Here is an 18,942-nt window from a genome sequence, read left to right on the forward strand (position 1 = left end):
CCATCATAGGTGTTTTATACAATCAGGCTTCCTTATCTGTATCAGATTCCAGAGTTTCTTCAGCATTGTTTTTCTTGGTGGTTTTCCTGCGTCCTGCCGGTTTCTTTGCCGCTTGAGGCGGTACTACAGGCGGCTTTGCTTCTTTTTGTGGTTCCTTTTTCTTTAAAACTTCCCTGGTTGCATCATCAGGATGCGGGATGACATAGTAAGAAACAAGTTCACCGACACGCTGGGCTGCGTCTTTTCCCGCATCAACAGCAGCCTGGACAGCTCCCACATCGCCTTCTACAAATACCGTCACTAATGCTGCATCAATTTTTTCCTGGTTAACTAATGACACATTCGCTGACTTTACCATCACATCTGCAGCTTCAATGGACCCAATCAGCCCTCTTGTTTCAACCATTCCTAAAGCTTTAGCCATTTCCTTCACCTCTTTCTACCTCGACAGCATCAATGATGCCTATAATCAACGCATCAATCGGCAATGTTTTATTTTCATCCATATAGGAAGCGGCACTGCCTCTGGTTACCATGACTTTGTCACCGACCCCCGCTCCAATCCGATCGACGGCGATGAAATTGGATGGCCGGGAAGCCGACAGGGATGCCTCAGGCTGGACAACCAGGAACTTCAAGCCGGTGAGACCATCTTCTTTCCGTGTTGCCCAAATATTACCGACCACTTCTCCTACAATCATGTGCCGACCTCCTCTGCCTCATATTCAATAATTTTGATGTTACGTTCTCTTGCCGTGTCCCTTGCTAATGGGGTAACGATCGTATGTGTGGACACATGTATCACTCTATCTTGCCATTTTTCCAATATCGTCTGGGTCAGCAGTTTTTCTTTGAAAATCCAGTCGTCTCTATTCTCAATTTTACCTTGCCCCAGTTGGTCTACTTCTGTAAAAGAAACCCCATAATCCAGTAATTTTTCATAATAGCCAATAAGCATTTCTTTATAACGGGCGTTGATGTTCGGAGCTTTCTCGCTATTACTGGCTATCCACCTCAACTTATCGTGTAAAACAAAATGGATATCGGATCCTTGTAGCATCAATTCAGCAAACAAGCGGCTTTCATCTGTATCCGTTATCCCTGTGGCACTTTTCACCAGGAGATCCTGGTCAACCTGTAAAAAAACTGCCTGATCTGCATTCTCCTGAACATCGTTATCTGATGGATCCATGACAACCGGCTTCCAATGACGTTCTAAAACCTTGATTGTCTGTTCATCTACCGCTGCTGCGGATATTACTGAAAGCTTCGGCTTGCCGCCTTCTACTTCACCCATATGCCGTTTCAGCACTTCGACAACAATTTCTTCAACCATCTGTCTGTCAATCATAGGCATGACCAGCTTTTATCAATGTAGCCGTATCTCCTGTTCTTACCGAAGCTGCGTTGGCTTCGTCGGTATCGATATGCATTTCGAGTTTATATCTCGACGAGACACGGATCAGAATATTTTCAAACGTGAGCGGTCTTTTTTCACTATCCATTCGCATTTTTACATAGTCACCGTTATCTACTCCATATTTCTCCGCATCATCAGGAGCCATGTGGATATGAGCCTGGGCGATGATTAACCCTTCATTAATATAGATGCTTCCTCTTGGCCCGACGAGTGTAACAGGGGAGGAGCCTTGAATATTGCCAGATTCCCGGATTGGTGGTTTCAATCCAAGTTTGAAAGCGTCTGTCTGGCTCACTTCAACCTGTGTCAATTTACGTGCCGGTCCAAGGATCCTCACCTTTTCGATACTTCCTTTCGGCCCGACAATCGTGACCGTTTCATTGGCTGCAAACTGGCCCGGCTGGGATAGATCTGCTTTTTTTGTCAGTTCATATCCGGAACCGAACAACTGCTCCAGGTCTTCCTGTTTTAAATGACAATGTCTGGCGGAAACCCCAATTGGAATCTCCGCCTTGTTTTTGTTGTTTCCTTGAAGCTGTGTCATCACCTCATCAACGATTCGTTCTACATCATATCGCTCCATTCCTCAGACCTTCCTTTCCCTTCGAACCTGGTGATAAAGACTTATTTATCTAGTTCGACTTTTGGAAGAATGCTGTCCAATTCATTATGAGGGCGAGGGATGACATGGACGGACATCAATTCGCCAACACGCTGAGCAGCCGCACTTCCCGATTCCGTCGCTGCTTTTACTGCCCCGACATCACCGCTTACAAGAATAGTCACGATTCCGCCTCCAACATGGACTTTTCCTACCAGGTTGACATTCGCTGCCTTTACCATTGCGTCTGCTGCTTCCACCGATGCTACTAAACCTTTTGTCTCGATCATTCCTAATGCGCCATTAAGTGCCATTTTAAATTCCTCCTAATTTTTATTGGTATTGTTTGATGACTCTATCAACAATGGCAGATACGGTTTTCGTATCGACCTGCTTGCTATCTACTTTTTTCATAACCTTGGAGACAATCATTTCGATATCCGGCTTTTCCTCTGAGCTTTTCTCACGCCGGTCATAGGTCTTAGACGGCTTCGGAATCTCCACATCCTTGATGCCGTAAGCCAGACGCTTGATGTTCAGCAGATGTTTGGCAGTAATATTATCAGAAGTAATGTTTCCACCATAAGATCCGCAGCCTAACGTCATTGAGGCTTTCAGAGCGGTAGTTGCTCCCACAGCACCGATACTCGACATTGTATTGACGACCAACCGGGAAACCGGCATTTCCTGGCCGAACATCCTGGCGACCTGATCGTCATTCGTGTGAAGCGATAAGGTGTGCCCTCTTCCTCCCAAATCCAGCAGGTCGCGGCAGATTTCCTTCGCTTCACTGATGTCTTTGGAAGTATATAAGGCGAAAATCGCAGATAATTTTTCGATGGAAAAAGGAACCTTTTTTCCGATTTGATCTTCTTCTGCAATCAACAACCTCGTATCGCCCGGCACCTCTATCCCAGCCATCTCTGCAATTTTGACAGCAGGACGCCCGACGATTTTTGGATTCAGTTTCCCCCGGATCGGAGAAATGACATCCTCCATTTTCTTCTTTTCTTCCGGGTTTAGGAAATAAGCTCCGTTGTTTTTCAACTCCCGAATCGTCATTTCTTTGATATTCTGATCAACGACGATCGCCTGCTCGGTAGCACAGATTGTGCCGTTATCAAAGGTTTTACTATCGACAATCATTCTGGCTGCCTCTTTGACGTTACAGGATTTCTCCATATAAACCGGCACGTTTCCAGGCCCGACTCCATAAGCCGGTTTACCGGAACTATAGGCTGCTCTTACCAGCCCTCCGCCTCCTGTCGCTAAAATCAAATCAACGTCCCGGTGATGCATCAGCTCTGTCGTTGCCGGCATCGACGGCTGTGAGATCCATCCTATAATGCCTTCCGGAGCACCTGCAGCGATTGCCGCCTCCTTACAAACTTTCATAGCCTCCACGGTACACTTTTTCGCTGATGGATGGGGGCTGACGACGATGGCATTACGTGTCTTCAATGCGATCAGTGTTTTAAAAAATGCGGTTGAAGTCGGGTTGGTGGTAGGAATAATGGCAGCTACCACGCCGTAAGGATAGGCGAATTCCGTAAGCTGATTCTGTTTATCTTCATGAATGACTCCGACTGTTTTTTTATCTTTGATCGATTCATAGACATCCCGGGAACCGACCTGGTTCTTGATGAGTTTGTGTTCCACTACGCCCATCCCGGTCTCTTCAACTGCCATTTCCGCCAGCCGCTGTGATTCCCGGTAAGCGGCGTCAGCGACGCTTTTCACAATGCGGTCGACCTGTTCCTGGGTAAACGTTTCATATTTTTTCTGCGCTTCATCTGCCCGCCGGACAGCTTCGCGCATTTGCTGAATCGATTGTAAATCCTGATCAAACTCCATCACACTCAACTCCTTTCTTTTCAAAAATCAATACCCCTTCGGATTGGCTGCTACTTCCAGCACCGCATCCCGGAATGCATCGGCTGCTGCCTGGCAGGAAGACTGACTTCCCGTCAGCAGCCCGCCGCCAAAGTTCGTTTCCGTTGGCGGTCCATAAAAGGCTGCCAGTGTCACATCGGCCGCCTTCATGGCAGCATCAATCCCGTAGGATGCTTCTAAGGGCGGAGCAATCAGATAAGCAAGTGCTTCGCCAGGTTCAATTCCTGCTTCCTTGGATAAATAGGTTCCAGTCCTTGATATCACATGGGCATATAAAGCATGGGTTTTCGCTTCATCAATCGCTTCAAAGTACGCTTCACTTTCAGCCACCTGCTCGACAGCCTCGATGCCGCTTTTTACTTCATCCGGATTCGGCCCGGCCAAAATTCCGATAAACTCTCCCGATAACGGACCTGATGCATGGTCGGCTCCGGCATAAAAGGACTGGGCGTAAACGGCTTCGACGTCTGCCCGCTTGGTCGCTTCATCGAGAGCCGTGACTCCTACGTCATCCATCGATATCGTGAACATCGCAAGACTCCGGTGATTTTCGTTAAGATTCAACTGCCTGGCAAGCATAGGATCAACATTCGGGATGATGCGGATGGCAAGGATATCTGCATAAATCGGTTCCAATCTCAATGTCTTCCCTCCTATCCTTCCTTTTTGACAAGTTCTACGCCACTGGCTTCATAGTCTAAAATTTTCTCAATCACACTTCCGAGATAGGCTCCTGCTTCTACTGGCGGGATGCCGCCACGATGGATATTGGAGACGACCATCCGGTCCGATTCGATCGTATCGAGCCTCGGCTTATAGCAAAGGTAGGCACTCATCGATTCGGCACTGACCAGTCCCGGCCGTTCTCCTACCAGCAGCACGATCACTTCCGGCTTCAACATTTCGCCGACATCATCCATGATGGCCACTCGACCCTTTTCAATGAAAAACGGGGTGCCGACATCAAGTCCGAGGCTCTTCAACGATTGCTGCAAGGATAAGTAGACATCTTCCAGGTTTTCATCAATCGCTTTCGAGCTTAATCCATCAGAGACGATGATCTGTACCTGGGGCGCGTGCCGGCATCGTCCTTCGATTTCCTTTTTTGCTTCATCCGAAAGCCTTCGTCCATAATCAGGTCGCCGGATGTAGGACTCTTTATCGGTAACTTTTGTTTTGACGGTGAACAAATCAAGGTCCTCCAGCAGACTCTCATCAACTTTTCCGAAGACAGCATCCACTGCTGCCGCATGATCATAGCGGAATTGCAGCCATGTATTCGTTTTTGGACGGGGCCCTGCTCTCCCGACTCCGATTCTTGCCGGTGTCTTATTGGTCAGCTGCTTTAAATCATCCCAAACTTCCTTATCGGGTTGCTGCTTTGGCGCCTTGGTTTCCTTATTGTCTATCTGCTTTTCCGGAGTATGGAAGGTGGAGATTTTCGCCTTTCCTTCTGCTTCTTCTGCTTGGCGAGAACCATTAGAAACCTGGGTCACATTCGGTTTTTCCGAGTTATAGTCCCAGACCTTCACCCCTTCCTGTGAAGATGTTTTTTCTTCGGGTTGGTCGTTCAATTTCGAGACGACGATTTCAGTGATTTTTTCAATCATCGCTTGGTCCATCGTTCCCACCTCCTATCGGGTAAAAAGTGTCGGGTCGCCTGCGCGGCTGGTAAGCATACCGTTTTCTAGAATCCCCATCTGCTCGAGCCACTTATCAAATAGCGGCGAAGGCCGTTTATTGAATGTTTGTCGTAATGTTGCGACGTCATGGTAGCTCATCGACTGGTAATTCAGCATACAGTCATCCCCCATCGGGGTCGCGATGATGAAGTTGACACCAGCTGTCGTGAGAAGCACACCCAGATCTTCCATGTCGTTCTGGTCCGCTTTCGTATGGTTGGTATAGCAGATATCGACGCCCATCGGAATCAAGTGCATTTTTCCCATAAAATGATCTTCAAGACCTGCGCGCAGCACTTGTTTATTGTTATATAGGTACTCAGGTCCAATGAAGCCGACGACCGTGTTGACGATGAATGGATCATAGTAGCGGGCAAATCCATAGTTCCTGGATTCCAGTGTCATCTGATCGATGTCATGGTGAGCTTCCGCCGATAACTCCGAACCTTGCCCGGTTTCAAAATACAGCCGCTGCGGGCCTGTTCCAGTCCCTTGTGTTTTGGCCAGTTCATTCGCTTCCTCGAGAATTTTGGCATCGATGCCGAAGGAGCGGTTGGCTGTTTCTGTCCCGGCGATACTCTGGAAAATCATATCGGCAGGAGCTCCCTGTTCGATCGCCTTCATCTGAGCGGTCACGTGCGCCAGTACGCAGTTTTGGGTCGGTACTTTCCATTCCTCGATAAAATCGTGGGTGGCATGGAGCATCCGCTTCACACTTTCCACCGACTCCTCCACCGGATTGATGCCGATGACCGCATCGCCGATGCCATAGGAGAGGCCTTCTTTCAGGGAAGCGATCATCCCTTCCACGCTATCGGTGGGATGGTTAGGCTGTAGTCGTGATGACAACGTGCCTTTTTGGCCGATGGTGATGTTGCATTTCGTTAAAACTTCTATTTTATTTGCCGCAAAAATCAAATCGAGATCAGACATGATTTTTGCGACACCAGCAATCATCTCACTGTTCAGTCCCCGGCTGATCCGCTTCAGATCCTCTCCGGTTGTTTCGTTGGCGAGAATATATTCCCGTAACTCGGCCACGGACCAGTTTTTGATAGCATCATAGATTTTTTCATTCACTTGCGATTCGATGACCCAGGATACTTCGTCCTCTTCCGGTGGGAGAAGCGGATGATCACGGATATCTTTAAGCGTCAATTCAGAAAGGATCTCCTTAGCGGCGATCCGCTCCTGGACGCTTTCAGCTGCAATGCCTGCCAGCCTGTCCCCTGACTTTTCTTCATTCGCTTTCGCCAGAAGACTTTTGAGAGATTGGAATTGATAGGTATGTCCTAAATGGGTAGTAGATAACTTCACCAGACTGCCTCCTTTCTGTTAATGAAACGTCAGTGTTTTGATGACAACCGGTACAACGCCCGATTGCAGTACCTTTCCAATATCAAGATAGTCGCCGTGTTCGACATAGATTTGGTCGATACAGACCGCCTGCTGGTCAGGGTGTTGAATCCGGATGGCCTGTCCGAGCGACTTAGCTAAGTCCCGTTCCAACACGATGACGGCCGGCTGCTGTTTCGGTTTCTTCCGGACCGCTGTGACTAAAGTATCTGCGAGACTTTGCATTTGCTTGAATCCCAGCAGGGGAAGATCTGCTAAATAGAGCGCAAAGTTCTGCCCCTCTTTCGCAGGATCATAGATTTCAACCGCCTCTTCTATCAGCTGTGGCAGCCGCACCAGCTGTTCATCGAATCCCCCGTCAAAAGGAATCCGGTAGACTGGGAGGTTCCGGAGCGGAAGGGTATCCTCATCTACCTGAATCGTCGCTCCGCTTATTTCTGTCGTTTGCGTCCCTGCCCCTAACACAGTTGCCCGGACGGTTTCCGTAGGTTCGATCCATTCCCAGTTGGCTAAGTCAGGATGTTCGGTCAGGGATTTCGCTAACAAAACACCGATATCGTCATACATATCTGTCGCCTCGCAGTTGGCTTCGTGATAGATACATTCTGAAACACCACCGGAGAACATCATAACGTCGATCGGGTACTCCCAGCCCGGTTGGTGTCCTAACAGTAAAGGCTCCGACTCATTCAGCTGATTTTTCAACATGGCAGCTATCGTCCCTGCCATATAATCCGTCAGTGGTTTCACAGTCGCTTCTTCAAAACGGTCACCTTCCTGAACAGGTGCACCCAACTGTTTCGCCATCTTTTTAACGGAAGGAGCAATATAATCGATCATCCCTGCCTTCATTTCAATAAGCTTGCCGCCGATGTGAAGGGTACAGGTTCCAAGCAGCTCTCCGTATCGGTAAACAGCGATATTTGCAGTCCCGCCTCCAATGTCGATATTGGCGATCGTTTTGTTCGTCTTTTTGGAATAGTCATAAGCGCCTGATCCGCGGGCTGCGATGATACTTTCTAAATCAGGGCCTGCAGTCGCAACGAGAAAGTCACCGGCATGGGCGGATAAATGGTTGATCATTTCTTCCGCGTTCGATTTTGTCGCCGTTTCTCCGGTAATGATGACAGCCCCGGTTTTAATATCGGATGATTGCACGCCTGCTTCCTCATATTGAGAAAGCACGAGCTTTTCTACTTCAGGCATATCGATTTCATTACCTGATGCGAGCGGAGTACGGAATATCGGGCTTTTATGAATGACTTCTTTATCTATAATTTCAATGCGAGGCATATGGGTGCCGCCGGCAGTATTCATTAGCGAAAATTTACTGATTACCAGTTTTGTGGTACTTGTGCCGATATCGATGCCGGCACTCAATATTTCTTCTTTTTTATTGTGATCCATATGCACCCGCCTCCTTTCCAAAATAAAAAGGCACCTCATACGAACTATCCGGCTGGATAGCTGTATAAGGCGCCTTTGCCTGTTATTATTCTTTTTTTAAAAATTCTATCTATTCAAAATGGTAGCGGATAAATGATTATTTGTAAAGGCTTTCATTAAAAATGACATGATCATCCAGCTGCTTTTCGACATACATCCGCATCTCTTTCAGGCTGTTATATTGGACGAGTTGCCTTATGATCTCCAGGCCCCTTCCTTCTTCTGCAGAAGTAATCACAATCGGCCCTTTTGGGATTACCCGCTTCAGCTTCTCAATTGCTTTTGGGATGTCGGCTGATTCCACATCGGCTTTTGTCACAACCCCGATCGGCAATTTATTGATTCCTGTACTGAATCCGGGTGGGAAAATGGTCTTTTTCTTCGTCGCATCCTGGATAAATAGCACATGAGTTACTTCAAGCGACGTTGCCATGATATTTTTATAATACATAGGATTTTCGGTATATTCACCGGGGGTATCGACAATCCAGTCGTCATAAATCAGCGACTGAGTCTTTACTGCATCGTTCGTACGACCAAGCAATGCTTTCGTCAGCGTCGATTTACCAGCACCGATGGAACCTACCATCATCGCCCGGTTTTTCTTTGCCATAACCTGATCCTCCCTTCCTGTTATGATTTTGTAATTTCAGAAGGGGTGTATCCGAGCATTTCTGCTAAAAACCGGTTGACTTCCCGCATCGCCATATCCACTTCCGCTACACTCCCCATCAGTACAAGGCTCCCTGTGAAACGATCCAGGAAACCGATACTGACATGGGCAGCTTTCGTAGCATAGTCCCCTGCGATGATGACTGTTTCACTTGGGGTACAGGTGAGAATGCCGAGTGCCCCTGTTTCTTCAATACCGAGTTTTTCAAACATATCCACATCCGGGTTGGCAATCAGGTGGCTTAACGTAATCTGTTTACCTGGCACAAACTCCTGGATGAACCGTTTTTTTTCTTCACTCATTATTTAGCCTCCGATGCTGCCACAACGTCATCCTCGAATTTTTCCTCTTCTTTATATTCATCTTTCTCAATGACTCCAGTCTCTCGATCGATTCGTTCCAATTCACGCGCCTTCGGAACAGAAAGCCAATAAGCGAAACCGATCGCAGTCAAACCGGCGGTGAATTTTCCGACGATAATTGGAAGAATCAATGTCGGCTGGAAGTTCGCCGTAAAGGATAAGTGGTCGCCCAATAAGAATGCGGCACAGACACCGAAAGCGATATTGATAACTTTATCTTTCGGCGGCATCGAACGGACCAGCTTGAACATCGCAAGGATATTAGCGATCGTTGCAACCAGCCCGGCACTGCCGATCGCACTAAGTCCAAGTTTCCTCCCCATCGCTTCCAGTGGACGAGAGAAATATTTTTGCAGTAAATAGACCATCGGGAAAGCACCTGCCAGCATGATACCAATGTAACCCGCGGTTTCAAGCGCCCGGAACTGATCCTCACTGTCCGCCATAATCGGGTCGAATCCCCACCCGCCGAACACATTGGTGAAAAGTCCGGTGAAAATTTCGACGATGGAAAATACCAGAACGAGCTTAATGCCGGCGTCCATCACTCTTCCAAACCACATGAATCCTTTGATCATCATGTCTGGGAGGAAGTATAAACCTAAGGCCAGCAATACAACAAACACAATCAAAGGCGTCAGGTTAGAAAAAATCTTCAAGTAACTGATCGCAAATTCATACGTAGATTCTGTATTTGTAGAAATAATGTCCCTTACTTTCGTATTGGTGATCGTAATCAGTACACTGGCGATGAAAACACCAATTGGAATCGTTAAGATCCCGGACATGACACCAAGCGCCATATACTTGTGATCCCGCTTATCGAGCATCGCAAGCCCCATCGGAATCGAGAAAACGATGGTCGCCCCCGCCATGAACCCGACAATCAAAGCCATGATCCAACCTTCATAGGATTCCTGCAAAGCGCTGGCTAACTGGTATCCACCCATATCAGATGCGAGTATTGTCGTCGCAGCAATCGCCGGGTCGGCACCGATTTTTTCAAATAACGGGCCGAACACCTTGTCGATAAATGCTGATAAATACGGGATAGAAGCCATGACACCTGCAGCTGGAACAAAAATGTGACCGACGGTATGAATCCCTTCCATGAATTGACCGCCAAGTCCTTCTTCACTATTTTTAATGGATGCAATCGCACCGGCAACCGCACAGGCCATGATGATATAAATTACAATATTTCCAACCAAGACCATATAAGTTCCTCACTTTCATTTTTTGAATTTTATTATTTCCCTGACCAGTTAAATCTCCCAATTGGGATGTAAACCAGGTCTCTCAAATGACAAAAAGGTGCCAGAGAATGGGGAATTGCAAAAAATTCTCCAATCAGCCAGCACCTTCGCTAGAATTATTCACTTGTAGCTTGCAGTTGTTTCGTCGAATACTTCTTTACTATATGCTTAGCAACCCTTTCGAGGGGAACCTGTTTGTTCATGCTCGTCTTTCGCATCTTCTTATAAGAAACTTCTTCGCTGTATCCGAAACGCTCCATTAAAATTCCTTTAGCCTTTTCAATAACTTTCCGCTCTTCCAGACGATGATTCGCTTCATTTACTTTCTCCCGGTATTGCTCGGATACATCGCCCTGGTGTAAAGCGATTTCCACTGCCGGGATCAGCCGGTCATCAGACACCGGTTTTACAATATAACCGACAATGTTGGCTTCTTTTGCTTTATCGATAAAATCCTGTTGACTATATGCAGTCAGCAAAAGAATCGGGATATTAAATTTTTGCGAGATGATTTTACTAGCTTTCAAACCGTTAAGCTTCGGCATTTTGATGTCCATGATAATGAGGTCCGGCTGTTTTTCATGAACAACTTCAATCGCCCTTTCCCCATCACCTGCTTCCCCGACTACCTCATAGCCGGCATCTTTCAGAATCATCGATATGTCCATACGAACAATAGACTCATCTTCTACTAAAACAATTCTTTTATTCATAGATTACCCTCTTCCTTTTAAAGGAAATGTTATAGCAGCCTCAGATCCTTGATCGACTTTTTGAATCGTAAATGTGCCTGCCAGATCGTGCTCGACCATCATATTGACAATCTCCAGCCCTAACGATGACTTACTATGTGGTACATAGCCTACGCCATCATCTATCACCTTAATATGAATGAACGTTTCTTCCTGCTTGAAAGTGACCTGCACCTTGCCGGTATCTCTTCCTTTAAATGCATGATTAATGCAATTCTGAATGAGCTCATTAATAATCAATGCAATCGACACGGCCCGTTTCGACTCGATGGTCAATGGCTCTCCGTCAAATTGGATTTGAATGTTGGCACCAGCCTGTCCTTCTGTATACACCAGCATGTTGCCGATTTTTTCGATAAGCTCATAGATATCGACTTCATCGATGCTGCTGTTCGATAAAATGACTTCATAGACAGAAGCGATGCTTAAGATGCGGTTCAAACTTTCCAGGAAATAGACCTTGCTTTCTTCTGGAATCCCTCTTCGCATCTGAAGACGAAGCAAGCTTGCCACCGTTTGAAGGTTATTTTTGACGCGATGATGGATTTCCTGGATTGCAACTGATTTCATGACCAGCTCCTTTTCCTTTTCTCGCAGTTCTGTCAGATCCCTTAAAATGACGAACATGCCGTTATACTTTTCGTTTTGCGGTAAATGGATTTTTTTGACCTTAAAGATCTTATCGGAGATCGCCATCTCTCTTACCAGCAGCTCATCGGATTCCGTAATGACATCCGCTAAAAAAGGCAGATAATGAATGATATTTTCTCCACACCTGCATTCTTCCCCAGTCAGCCCATGCATCAAATTGATGGCCGTCGGGTTGGAATAAAGCAGATTGCCATCAGGTTCTACGAAAAATAATGCTTCCTCAATCAGCTCTGGAATAATCGGCTGATTATCGGATACACCCACCAGCACACCGCTTAAGGATTCGGTAGTTTTTGACAGCGCTTTCATTTCTTCCTGCTTTTTCAGTTGATCACTGATATCTTTCTCCATGATCAACGCAGCGATGATATTTCCTTCCGATCCATGGATCGGCACGACACTTTGCTCGACTTTTTTTCTTTCCTGTGTAATCGCCCGATTCGAAGTCATCGGGTTGCCGGTGCGAAGGCAATAAAGGACAGCCGGTTCAAATGCTTCATATGCTTTCATGCCCGCTACCTGATTCTCATATATCGGTTTAGCCGTAGTCGGTGAAGCCTCCGCAACTACGATTGCCTGTTTTCCATCTGCCATCAGACAATCGATGAAAATGTTGGCTTTAGACAAGTCTGCGGTGAGCTGAATCGTTTGACTGACTTCTATGACCTTTTCTATATCTTCATTGGATAAATTCGTATGCTGTTGACAAATAGACTCGATAGATGCAGTTGCTAACATCAGACCTTATCACCCCGCCTATCTTTTTTCCTATAGTCATGTTACGAAACTACTAGTCATTATAATCGGGGGTGATAGTTTTGTCAATATTCAGCATATTTTGTCAATTCGTCAATTATTCTTTAATTGAGCATACTTGACCCCACTTGCTTTATGGTGAAGCATACCTTCAATGACCTCAGATAGATAAGCACCTGCTTCAATCGGAGGGACACCCCCTTCATGGATATTGGAAAAGACGGTGCGGTCAGCTTCGACACTGTTTTCGTTTGGACAATAAATTAAATAAGCACTAATGCTTTTCGAGGTAGCAAGTCCTGGCCGTTCACCAATCAACGATACGACGACATCGCAATCAACCAACGAGGCGACTTCATCCTGAATCCAGACCCGGCTTTTACGGATGAACACCGGCTTTCCCATCGACAATCCTTTGGCTTCCAGCCCCTGTACTAGCGATGGCAGCAGATCAGGAATCGTATCTTCGACCCCAGTTGAGCTGAGTCCATCAGATACAATGATCTGCACCTGTTTTCCTTTCGGCGCATTTTCTTTCAGCCATTTGACAGATTCCTCATTAAGCTTCCTGCCGACATCTAGGTTCATCAAGTATTCCTGCATCGATGAAGCTTTCGAATGGAGAATCGGCAGATCCATTTTGTCCAGTATTGAATCGGCGACATCTTTGAAAACGGCATCCTGGGCTGCCGCATGGTCGACCCTGAAATCGAGATAGTTTTTTGTCTTCATCCTCGTGCCCGATCGGCCGATCCCAATTCGAGCGGGCGTGCCTTGCTGAGCATGGGCGATGGAATCTTTGTTTTTCGGTTCTTCTACGGTGACCATTTTTTCAAAATGATAAACAAATTCTCTTTCTGCTGTTCGATTAATTGTTTTTTCCTCCGTGGGCCCTTCCATCTCTTTCATGACTTCTTTTACAATACTCTCAATATCCATCAGATCACTCTCCTTTCCCGTGAAATTTATTTAATCAAAAATGGACAAGTCACCAGCATTTTCCGTAAGCCGGCCGTCTTCCATGATTCCCATTTTCTCCAGCCACTTCTCAAATTCCGCCAGCGGTCTCAGCCCAAGCATTTCCCGCAAGCTGGCATCATCATGATAACTGGTATCCTGGTAGCTCAACATGACGTCATCGCCGCCAGGCACTCCCATGTAAAAATTGGCCCCGGCAACAGTGGTCAGCATCCCGGCAATTTCCTGGTCATTCTGATCACATTGCATGTGATTCGTATAAGTTGGCGCAATTCCCATCGGCAGGTTGTGGAGTTTACCCATGAACAAATCTTCCAGATCGCAACGGATCATCTGCTTCCCGTCAAACAGCGTTTCAGGACCGATAAAGCCGGAAACATTATTGACCATGAACGGCTTCCAATGTTTCGCATATCCATAAGTCCTCGCTTCAAGTGTCTGCATATCTACACCGGAATGGGCATCGAGCGACACTTCTGACCCTTGGCCAGTTTCAAAATAAAAGAAGTTCAGTCCTGCCGATGTTCCTTTATGACGCATCAACTCGTAACCCTCATCTAATATTTTCTGAGATACCCCAAAGTCTTCATTAGCAGTCTGTGTCCCCGCCAGGCTTTGGAACATCAAAGCAACCGGCGCCCCTTGTTGAAGCGCTTTCATTTGTGTCGTGATGTGAGCAAGGACACAATTCTGGGTAGGTATCTTCCATTTTTCAATCAATTCATGACTCATGGTAAGTATCTTTGCGACCGAAGCCACGGACTCATTATTTGGATTGATACCGATGACTGCATCGCCCGAGCCATACGACAACCCCTCTTTGATCGAGGCAAGAATCCCGTCCGGGTTATCAACCGGATGATTCGGCTGACAGCGGAAGGCAAGCCTTCCAGGTTCACCAATTGTCGTATTACAGTGAGCCTGGTGCTTCATCTTTTGCGATGCGAGCACCAGATCAAGCGAGGACATCAGTTTCGCGACAGCAGATATCATCTCACTTGTCAGCCCTCTGCTCAACCGCTTCAAATCATTGCCGTTTGTCGAGTGCGACAAGATATATTCCCGTAGCTCGCCAACCGTCCAGTCAGCTATTTCCTTGTAAATAAAGGCGCTGACATCCTCATAAATGATTCGGCTCACTTCATCCTTTTCATAGGGAATCACCGGATTTTCGTAAATATCCTTCAGCTGCAGCTCGCTTAGCACATACTTAGAAGCCATCCGCTCCAGTGAGGAAGCAGCCCCGATTCCAGCCATCACATCCCCCGACTTCTCCTCGCTCGCTTTCGCGAGGACATCGGCGATAGAACGGAATTGATACGTTTCATTCCTAAGCCGACACGTTAACTTCATTCCACTCACCCTCTTTGTTTTGGTCGTTTATATGTGTCGTGAAAAACAAAAAGGTGCCCAACCATTAGAAATTACTCTAATGAGTTAGGCACCTTTACCTACGTAAATTCACTTTTTCCTAGTATATCAAATGTATTTCTGAAAATAAAGATTTTTCTGTTTATAATAATTTCCATATTCCATTAAAAGATGGTGCAAGCCAATCATTTTTCCGGCAATCTACTAATGTAGTAGTAAAGAAAGAGCTTTTCATCTGCAATATTAAACATACGAAAAAAGATGATCTCTTCTAATATAGAGATCATCTTTTTTAGATAGCCTGACTTCCAAAATGTCATCTGCAGGAGATACACTTTATTCAGGCTTCACTTTTGTAATACTATTTTAGGAATTTAAATCGACTTAACCATTCCTCCATCGACAACAAATGAACTCCCAGTCATATATGTACTGGCATCAGAAACAAGGAAAGTAACGACTTTTGCAAATTCTTCCGGCTTACCATAACGTCCTAAAGGAATATTCTTTTTAGAAGCTTCCTCTATATCTTCCTTAGCTACTCCTTGTTTCTCAGCTTTCATCTGATCCAGGTGAGCCACCCGGTCGGTAGCAATCCTACCCGGCGCAACAGTATTGACAAGGATGTTGTGTGGAGCCAGCTCCTCCGCCAAGCTTTTAGCAAGGCCTACAATTCCTAAACGGAAGGTATTGGATAATATTAACCCCGGTATTGGTTGTTTGATAGATGAGGAGGCGATATTAATAATTCTTCCACCGTTTTCTTTCATGTCAGGAAGGACTTCTCTGATGATCCGGATATAACTTAATAAATTTAACTCAAACGCATGTTGCCATTCTTCATCCGAGAATTTCTCGAAAGTTCCTCCGGGAGGCCCCCCAGCGTTATTAATCAGTATATCAATTTTACCGAATTCTTCCTTCGTTTTGGTTACCAGAGATGTTATATCTCCTGCGTTTTTGATATCTGCCGGGAAGTAAGAAACCTTTCCTTTCCCTATTCCTTGCAGTTCATCACGTACATTTTGCAACTTATCTTCGTTACGGCTTGTTAACATGACATTGGTTCCTTCTTTGGCTAGCTGGGCAGCGATTGCTTTACCCAACCCTTGACTTGACGCCACAACCAGTGCTACTTTTCCCTCCAGATTTAAATCCATTTACCTCTCTCCTTTAAAACAGTTTTCTTTTTACTCTGTGTAAACTTTATTACCATTAGTGTGTTTTACGTTATTAACAACAAATTCAGGTGACTTTCCTTGATCCAATCGCTGAATATTAAGAAATGCTGTTTTCAGAACTCTATTTAAGGTGTCCCTTGTCCCTGCTCCTATATGAGGAGTCGCAATTACATTATCAAGATTAAACAAAGGAATATTAGTTTTAGGCGGCTCTTGTTCCCATACATCAATGCCGGCTCCAGCGATGCTACCTTCTTTTAGCGCCTGATATAATGCATCTTCTTTTACAATTCCTCCACGTGCGACATTAATTAGAATAGCATTTTGCTTCATCACGGTGAGTTCTTTACTTCCTATAAGCCCTTTCGTCTCAGGCAAGAGAGGAATGTGTAAACTGATAATATCCGCTTGAGCTAACACTTCTTCTAGTGGCAAATACTTGGCTTCAAGTTCTTTCTCATGTTCTGGAGCAGCTCGAAATGCATCATAATAAATGATATTAGCGCCAAATGCATGGGATCTTTTGGCGGTTTGTCTGCCGATATTACCAAAACCTATCAATCCATGAGTTTTCCCTTCCAATTCAAAGGAAGTTGGACGATGTTCCCACATTTCCCATTGGCCTGATTTAGTAGACCTATTCATTAATGGCAGTTTCCTATACAAAGCTAATATCATTAAAATTGTCAGCTCAGCTACAGCAGTCGCATTGGCACCAGGAGTATTGGAAACTGGGAGTTGATAATTATCAGCAGAAGACAAATCAATATGGTCCACCCCTATCCCGGTTTTTTGAAGCAACTTGGCATTAACCGCTTTTGAAAAGATCTCGTCTCCTATTTTGTAAGTTGCTGCTAATAAATAGTCGGCTTCAGGAAGAATTTTTTCACGTTCCGCTTCCTCCATTTCATGCCAAAAAAGCAAGTCAAACCCAGACGGTTTATGTCCTAATAAGATATCTTTAAATTCATCCGTAGTTTTATCAAAATAAAGAATTATTCTATTGATCACTCTTTCTCCTCCTATAATTAAACAACTTTTGTTTCTTCTGTTTCCTCCATGTTACCCGCATTCCGTTTTTCCCACCATTTCATTACTAATGGAGAAAATAAGGAAATAACAGTAAGGGCAATTAAAACTACAGAGATAGGACGTGTAAAATAGTAAGTTAATAAATCTGTTTTAGCCATTAACATGGATTGTCTTAAACCATTTTCAGCTATTGGTCCTAAAATCATCCCAAGAATGATCGGTGCGGGATGGAAACCAGTTTTCCTGATCAAATATCCAATTAAACCGAAGGCTACCATTACCCAAACATCAAATATATTATTATTAATAGCGTAAGACCCCACTACACAAAGACCAATAATAATCGGGGCTAATATCTTTTCGGATACCCCTGATATTTTAATAAAAAATCTCGCTCCCAGTAACCCGATTACGCCTAGCAAGAGACTGGCTATAATAAATCCGAAAATGACTGAGTAGGTAATATTCGCGTGGGTAGTAAATAGCTCATGACCAGGAACAAGCCCCTGGATCATCAATCCTCCCAACAGGACAGCAGTAGTGGAACTACCTGGTATACCAAGAGTCAAGAGAGGAATTAACGCTCCGCCTGTAACTGCATTGTTAGCAGACTCCGGGGCTGCAACTCCCTCGATGCACCCAGTACCAAACTTTTCTTTATTTTTTGAGAACCGTTTTGCTTCATTGTATCCCACCCATGATCCGATATCGCCACCAGCACCAGGCAACATCCCTACAAAGGTACCAATCCCTGAGGATCGTAATATAGTTACCCAAACACTTTTAAACTCTTTCTTTGTCGGTAAGACCCTTCCTGACATGGCATCTGCGGAGATTTTTTTACTTTTCTTTCCACGGTTTTCTGCTTGAATCATCACTTGTGATAAAGAAAAAAGCCCAATCATTGCGGGTACAAGAGAGATACCTGATTCTAAGGACATGCTTCCAAATGTAAAACGTGGGTACCCCGTTAGAATATCAACTCCAATCACACCAATTAACAAACCAATGACCCCGGCAGCGAGCCCCTTGACCATTGACTTTGCCGCCAGGCTTCCAATTATGGTCAAACCGAACACAGCAATCAGAAAATATTCAGGTGCACTAAAAGCCAGGGATATTTTTGAAAGTGGAGGAGCAAGGAATAATAATGCAAGCGCACTGATGGTTCCTCCAATCATGGAAGAAACTGTAGCCATCCCTATCGCTTTTGCCCCCTGGCCTTTCAAGGTCATCTGATAGCCATCAAGCGCACTTGCAGCTGAGGCCGGTGTACCTGGGGTGTGAATCAAAATAGCTGATATCGACCCGCCGTATAAAGCTGAGGTGTAAATGGCGGTTAACATGGTCAGCCCTGCTACCGGCTCCATTCCGAAAGTAACAGGAACCAATAAAGCTACTGCCATAGTGGCACTCAAACCAGGAAGCGCCCCGATAATAATACCTCCAAAAACACCCAGGAATAACGCAACAATGGTTTGGAAAGACAATAAATTTTGAACAACTTGACCTAAAATCTCAGCGTTCAAATT

20 protein-coding genes are annotated in these 18,942 nt (G+C 45.5%); all 20 read right to left on the minus strand.

All coding sequences use genetic code 11. The features are described from left to right. Positions 1–22 precede the first annotated feature (22 nt). Positions 23–424, minus strand: coding sequence for a BMC domain-containing protein (locus P855_RS22710; protein ID WP_028783830.1), 402 nt, complete (start codon positions 422–424; stop codon positions 23–25). Further along, positions 417–701: a EutN/CcmL family microcompartment protein gene (locus tag P855_RS0112150; protein ID WP_028783831.1), complete on the minus strand. Its 285-nt coding sequence runs from the start codon at positions 699–701 to the stop codon at positions 417–419. Before P855_RS0112150 ends, P855_RS22710 begins: the two co-directional genes overlap by 8 nt. Continuing rightward, positions 698–1,351: a hypothetical protein gene (locus P855_RS0112155; protein WP_028783832.1), complete on the minus strand. Its 654-nt coding sequence runs from the start codon at positions 1,349–1,351 to the stop codon at positions 698–700. The genes P855_RS0112150 and P855_RS0112155 overlap by 4 nt, the downstream gene beginning before the upstream one ends. Further along, complete coding sequence (gene pduL / locus P855_RS0112160; protein WP_028783833.1) at positions 1,344–2,003, minus strand: phosphate propanoyltransferase; 660 nt, start codon at positions 2,001–2,003, stop codon at positions 1,344–1,346. Before pduL ends, P855_RS0112155 begins: the two co-directional genes overlap by 8 nt. Before the next feature lie 41 nt (positions 2,004–2,044). After that, positions 2,045–2,335 (minus strand): BMC domain-containing protein, encoded by a 291-nt coding sequence (locus P855_RS0112165; RefSeq protein WP_028783834.1) that lies wholly within the window; start codon positions 2,333–2,335, stop codon positions 2,045–2,047. 19 nt (positions 2,336–2,354) lie between these two features. Beyond that, positions 2,355–3,875 carry an acetaldehyde dehydrogenase (acetylating) gene (locus P855_RS0112170; protein ID WP_028783835.1) on the minus strand — a complete coding sequence of 507 codons (1,521 nt, stop codon included), beginning with the start codon at positions 3,873–3,875 and terminating at the stop codon, positions 2,355–2,357. A gap of 27 nt (positions 3,876–3,902) precedes the next feature. Further along, positions 3,903–4,556 carry an ethanolamine utilization microcompartment protein EutL gene (gene eutL / locus P855_RS0112175; RefSeq protein ID WP_028783836.1) on the minus strand — a complete coding sequence of 218 codons (654 nt, stop codon included), beginning with the start codon at positions 4,554–4,556 and terminating at the stop codon, positions 3,903–3,905. Between the two features lie 11 nt (positions 4,557–4,567). Next, entirely contained in the window at positions 4,568–5,536 is a 969-nt protein-coding gene (eutC, locus tag P855_RS0112180; protein WP_028783837.1) for an ethanolamine ammonia-lyase subunit EutC, read from the minus strand. Between the two features lie 12 nt (positions 5,537–5,548). Further along, complete coding sequence (locus P855_RS0112185) at positions 5,549–6,913, minus strand: ethanolamine ammonia-lyase subunit EutB (protein WP_028783838.1); 1,365 nt, start codon at positions 6,911–6,913, stop codon at positions 5,549–5,551. A gap of 18 nt (positions 6,914–6,931) precedes the next feature. After that, on the minus strand, positions 6,932–8,359 hold the full coding sequence (locus tag P855_RS0112190) for an ethanolamine ammonia-lyase reactivating factor EutA (RefSeq protein ID WP_028783839.1): 1,428 nt from the start codon (positions 8,357–8,359) through the stop codon (positions 6,932–6,934). Between the two features lie 136 nt (positions 8,360–8,495). Beyond that, positions 8,496–9,011, minus strand: coding sequence for a EutP/PduV family microcompartment system protein (locus tag P855_RS0112195; RefSeq protein ID WP_028783840.1), 516 nt, complete (start codon positions 9,009–9,011; stop codon positions 8,496–8,498). A gap of 20 nt (positions 9,012–9,031) precedes the next feature. Continuing rightward, the gene (gene eutS, locus P855_RS0112200; protein WP_028783841.1) at positions 9,032–9,373 is read right to left on the minus strand and encodes an ethanolamine utilization microcompartment protein EutS; all 342 of its coding nucleotides are present in this window, start codon (positions 9,371–9,373) and stop codon (positions 9,032–9,034) included. Next, positions 9,373–10,650 carry an ethanolamine utilization protein EutH gene (eutH, locus tag P855_RS0112205; RefSeq protein WP_028783842.1) on the minus strand — a complete coding sequence of 426 codons (1,278 nt, stop codon included), beginning with the start codon at positions 10,648–10,650 and terminating at the stop codon, positions 9,373–9,375. The genes eutS and eutH overlap by 1 nt, the downstream gene beginning before the upstream one ends. Positions 10,651–10,805: 155 nt before the next feature. After that, the gene (locus P855_RS0112210) at positions 10,806–11,402 is read right to left on the minus strand and encodes an ANTAR domain-containing response regulator (RefSeq protein ID WP_028783843.1); all 597 of its coding nucleotides are present in this window, start codon (positions 11,400–11,402) and stop codon (positions 10,806–10,808) included. Between the two features lie 3 nt (positions 11,403–11,405). Then, complete coding sequence (locus P855_RS0112215; RefSeq protein WP_028783844.1) at positions 11,406–12,830, minus strand: sensor histidine kinase; 1,425 nt, start codon at positions 12,828–12,830, stop codon at positions 11,406–11,408. Between the two features lie 111 nt (positions 12,831–12,941). Continuing rightward, positions 12,942–13,787: an ethanolamine ammonia-lyase subunit EutC gene (gene eutC / locus P855_RS0112220; protein ID WP_028783845.1), complete on the minus strand. Its 846-nt coding sequence runs from the start codon at positions 13,785–13,787 to the stop codon at positions 12,942–12,944. A 30-nt stretch (positions 13,788–13,817) separates the two neighbouring features. Continuing rightward, the gene (locus P855_RS0112225) at positions 13,818–15,179 is read right to left on the minus strand and encodes an ethanolamine ammonia-lyase subunit EutB (RefSeq protein WP_028783846.1); all 1,362 of its coding nucleotides are present in this window, start codon (positions 15,177–15,179) and stop codon (positions 13,818–13,820) included. Positions 15,180–15,571: 392 nt separating this feature from the next. Continuing rightward, positions 15,572–16,357: an SDR family oxidoreductase gene (locus P855_RS0112230; protein WP_028783847.1), complete on the minus strand. Its 786-nt coding sequence runs from the start codon at positions 16,355–16,357 to the stop codon at positions 15,572–15,574. Between the two features lie 30 nt (positions 16,358–16,387). Then, positions 16,388–17,389, minus strand: a complete 1,002-nt coding sequence (locus tag P855_RS20875) for a 2-hydroxyacid dehydrogenase (protein WP_051353195.1) — start codon at positions 17,387–17,389, stop codon at positions 16,388–16,390. 17 nt (positions 17,390–17,406) lie between these two features. Next, positions 17,407–18,939: a tripartite tricarboxylate transporter permease gene (locus P855_RS0112240; RefSeq protein ID WP_028783848.1), complete on the minus strand. Its 1,533-nt coding sequence runs from the start codon at positions 18,937–18,939 to the stop codon at positions 17,407–17,409. Between the last annotated feature and the right edge of the window lie 3 nt (positions 18,940–18,942).

This window comes from Thalassobacillus devorans MSP14 (assembly GCF_000496835.1).
Lineage (GTDB): Bacteria > Bacillota > Bacilli > Bacillales > Halobacillaceae > Thalassobacillus > Thalassobacillus devorans_B.

Coding starts and splice junctions, on each gene's coding strand:
- eutH (WP_028783842.1), bottom strand. CDS start 10,650: ATGGTCTTGGTTGGAAATATTGTAATTTATATCATCATGGCCTGTGCG.
- P855_RS0112210 (WP_028783843.1), bottom strand. CDS start 11,402: ATGAATAAAAGAATTGTTTTAGTAGAAGATGAGTCTATTGTTCGTATG.
- P855_RS0112150 (WP_028783831.1), bottom strand. CDS start 701: ATGATTGTAGGAGAAGTGGTCGGTAATATTTGGGCAACACGGAAAGAA.
- P855_RS22710 (WP_028783830.1), bottom strand. CDS start 424: ATGGCTAAAGCTTTAGGAATGGTTGAAACAAGAGGGCTGATTGGGTCC.
- eutC (WP_028783845.1), bottom strand. CDS start 13,787: ATGGATATTGAGAGTATTGTAAAAGAAGTCATGAAAGAGATGGAAGGG.
- P855_RS0112155 (WP_028783832.1), bottom strand. CDS start 1,351: ATGATTGACAGACAGATGGTTGAAGAAATTGTTGTCGAAGTGCTGAAA.
- eutC (WP_028783837.1), bottom strand. CDS start 5,536: ATGGACCAAGCGATGATTGAAAAAATCACTGAAATCGTCGTCTCGAAA.
- P855_RS0112230 (WP_028783847.1), bottom strand. CDS start 16,357: ATGGATTTAAATCTGGAGGGAAAAGTAGCACTGGTTGTGGCGTCAAGT.
- P855_RS0112215 (WP_028783844.1), bottom strand. CDS start 12,830: ATGTTAGCAACTGCATCTATCGAGTCTATTTGTCAACAGCATACGAAT.
- eutS (WP_028783841.1), bottom strand. CDS start 9,373: ATGAGTGAAGAAAAAAAACGGTTCATCCAGGAGTTTGTGCCAGGTAAA.
- P855_RS0112165 (WP_028783834.1), bottom strand. CDS start 2,335: ATGGCACTTAATGGCGCATTAGGAATGATCGAGACAAAAGGTTTAGTA.
- P855_RS0112225 (WP_028783846.1), bottom strand. CDS start 15,179: ATGAAGTTAACGTGTCGGCTTAGGAATGAAACGTATCAATTCCGTTCT.
- P855_RS0112170 (WP_028783835.1), bottom strand. CDS start 3,875: ATGGAGTTTGATCAGGATTTACAATCGATTCAGCAAATGCGCGAAGCT.
- P855_RS0112195 (WP_028783840.1), bottom strand. CDS start 9,011: ATGGCAAAGAAAAACCGGGCGATGATGGTAGGTTCCATCGGTGCTGGT.
- pduL (WP_028783833.1), bottom strand. CDS start 2,003: ATGGAGCGATATGATGTAGAACGAATCGTTGATGAGGTGATGACACAG.
- P855_RS0112190 (WP_028783839.1), bottom strand. CDS start 8,359: ATGGATCACAATAAAAAAGAAGAAATATTGAGTGCCGGCATCGATATC.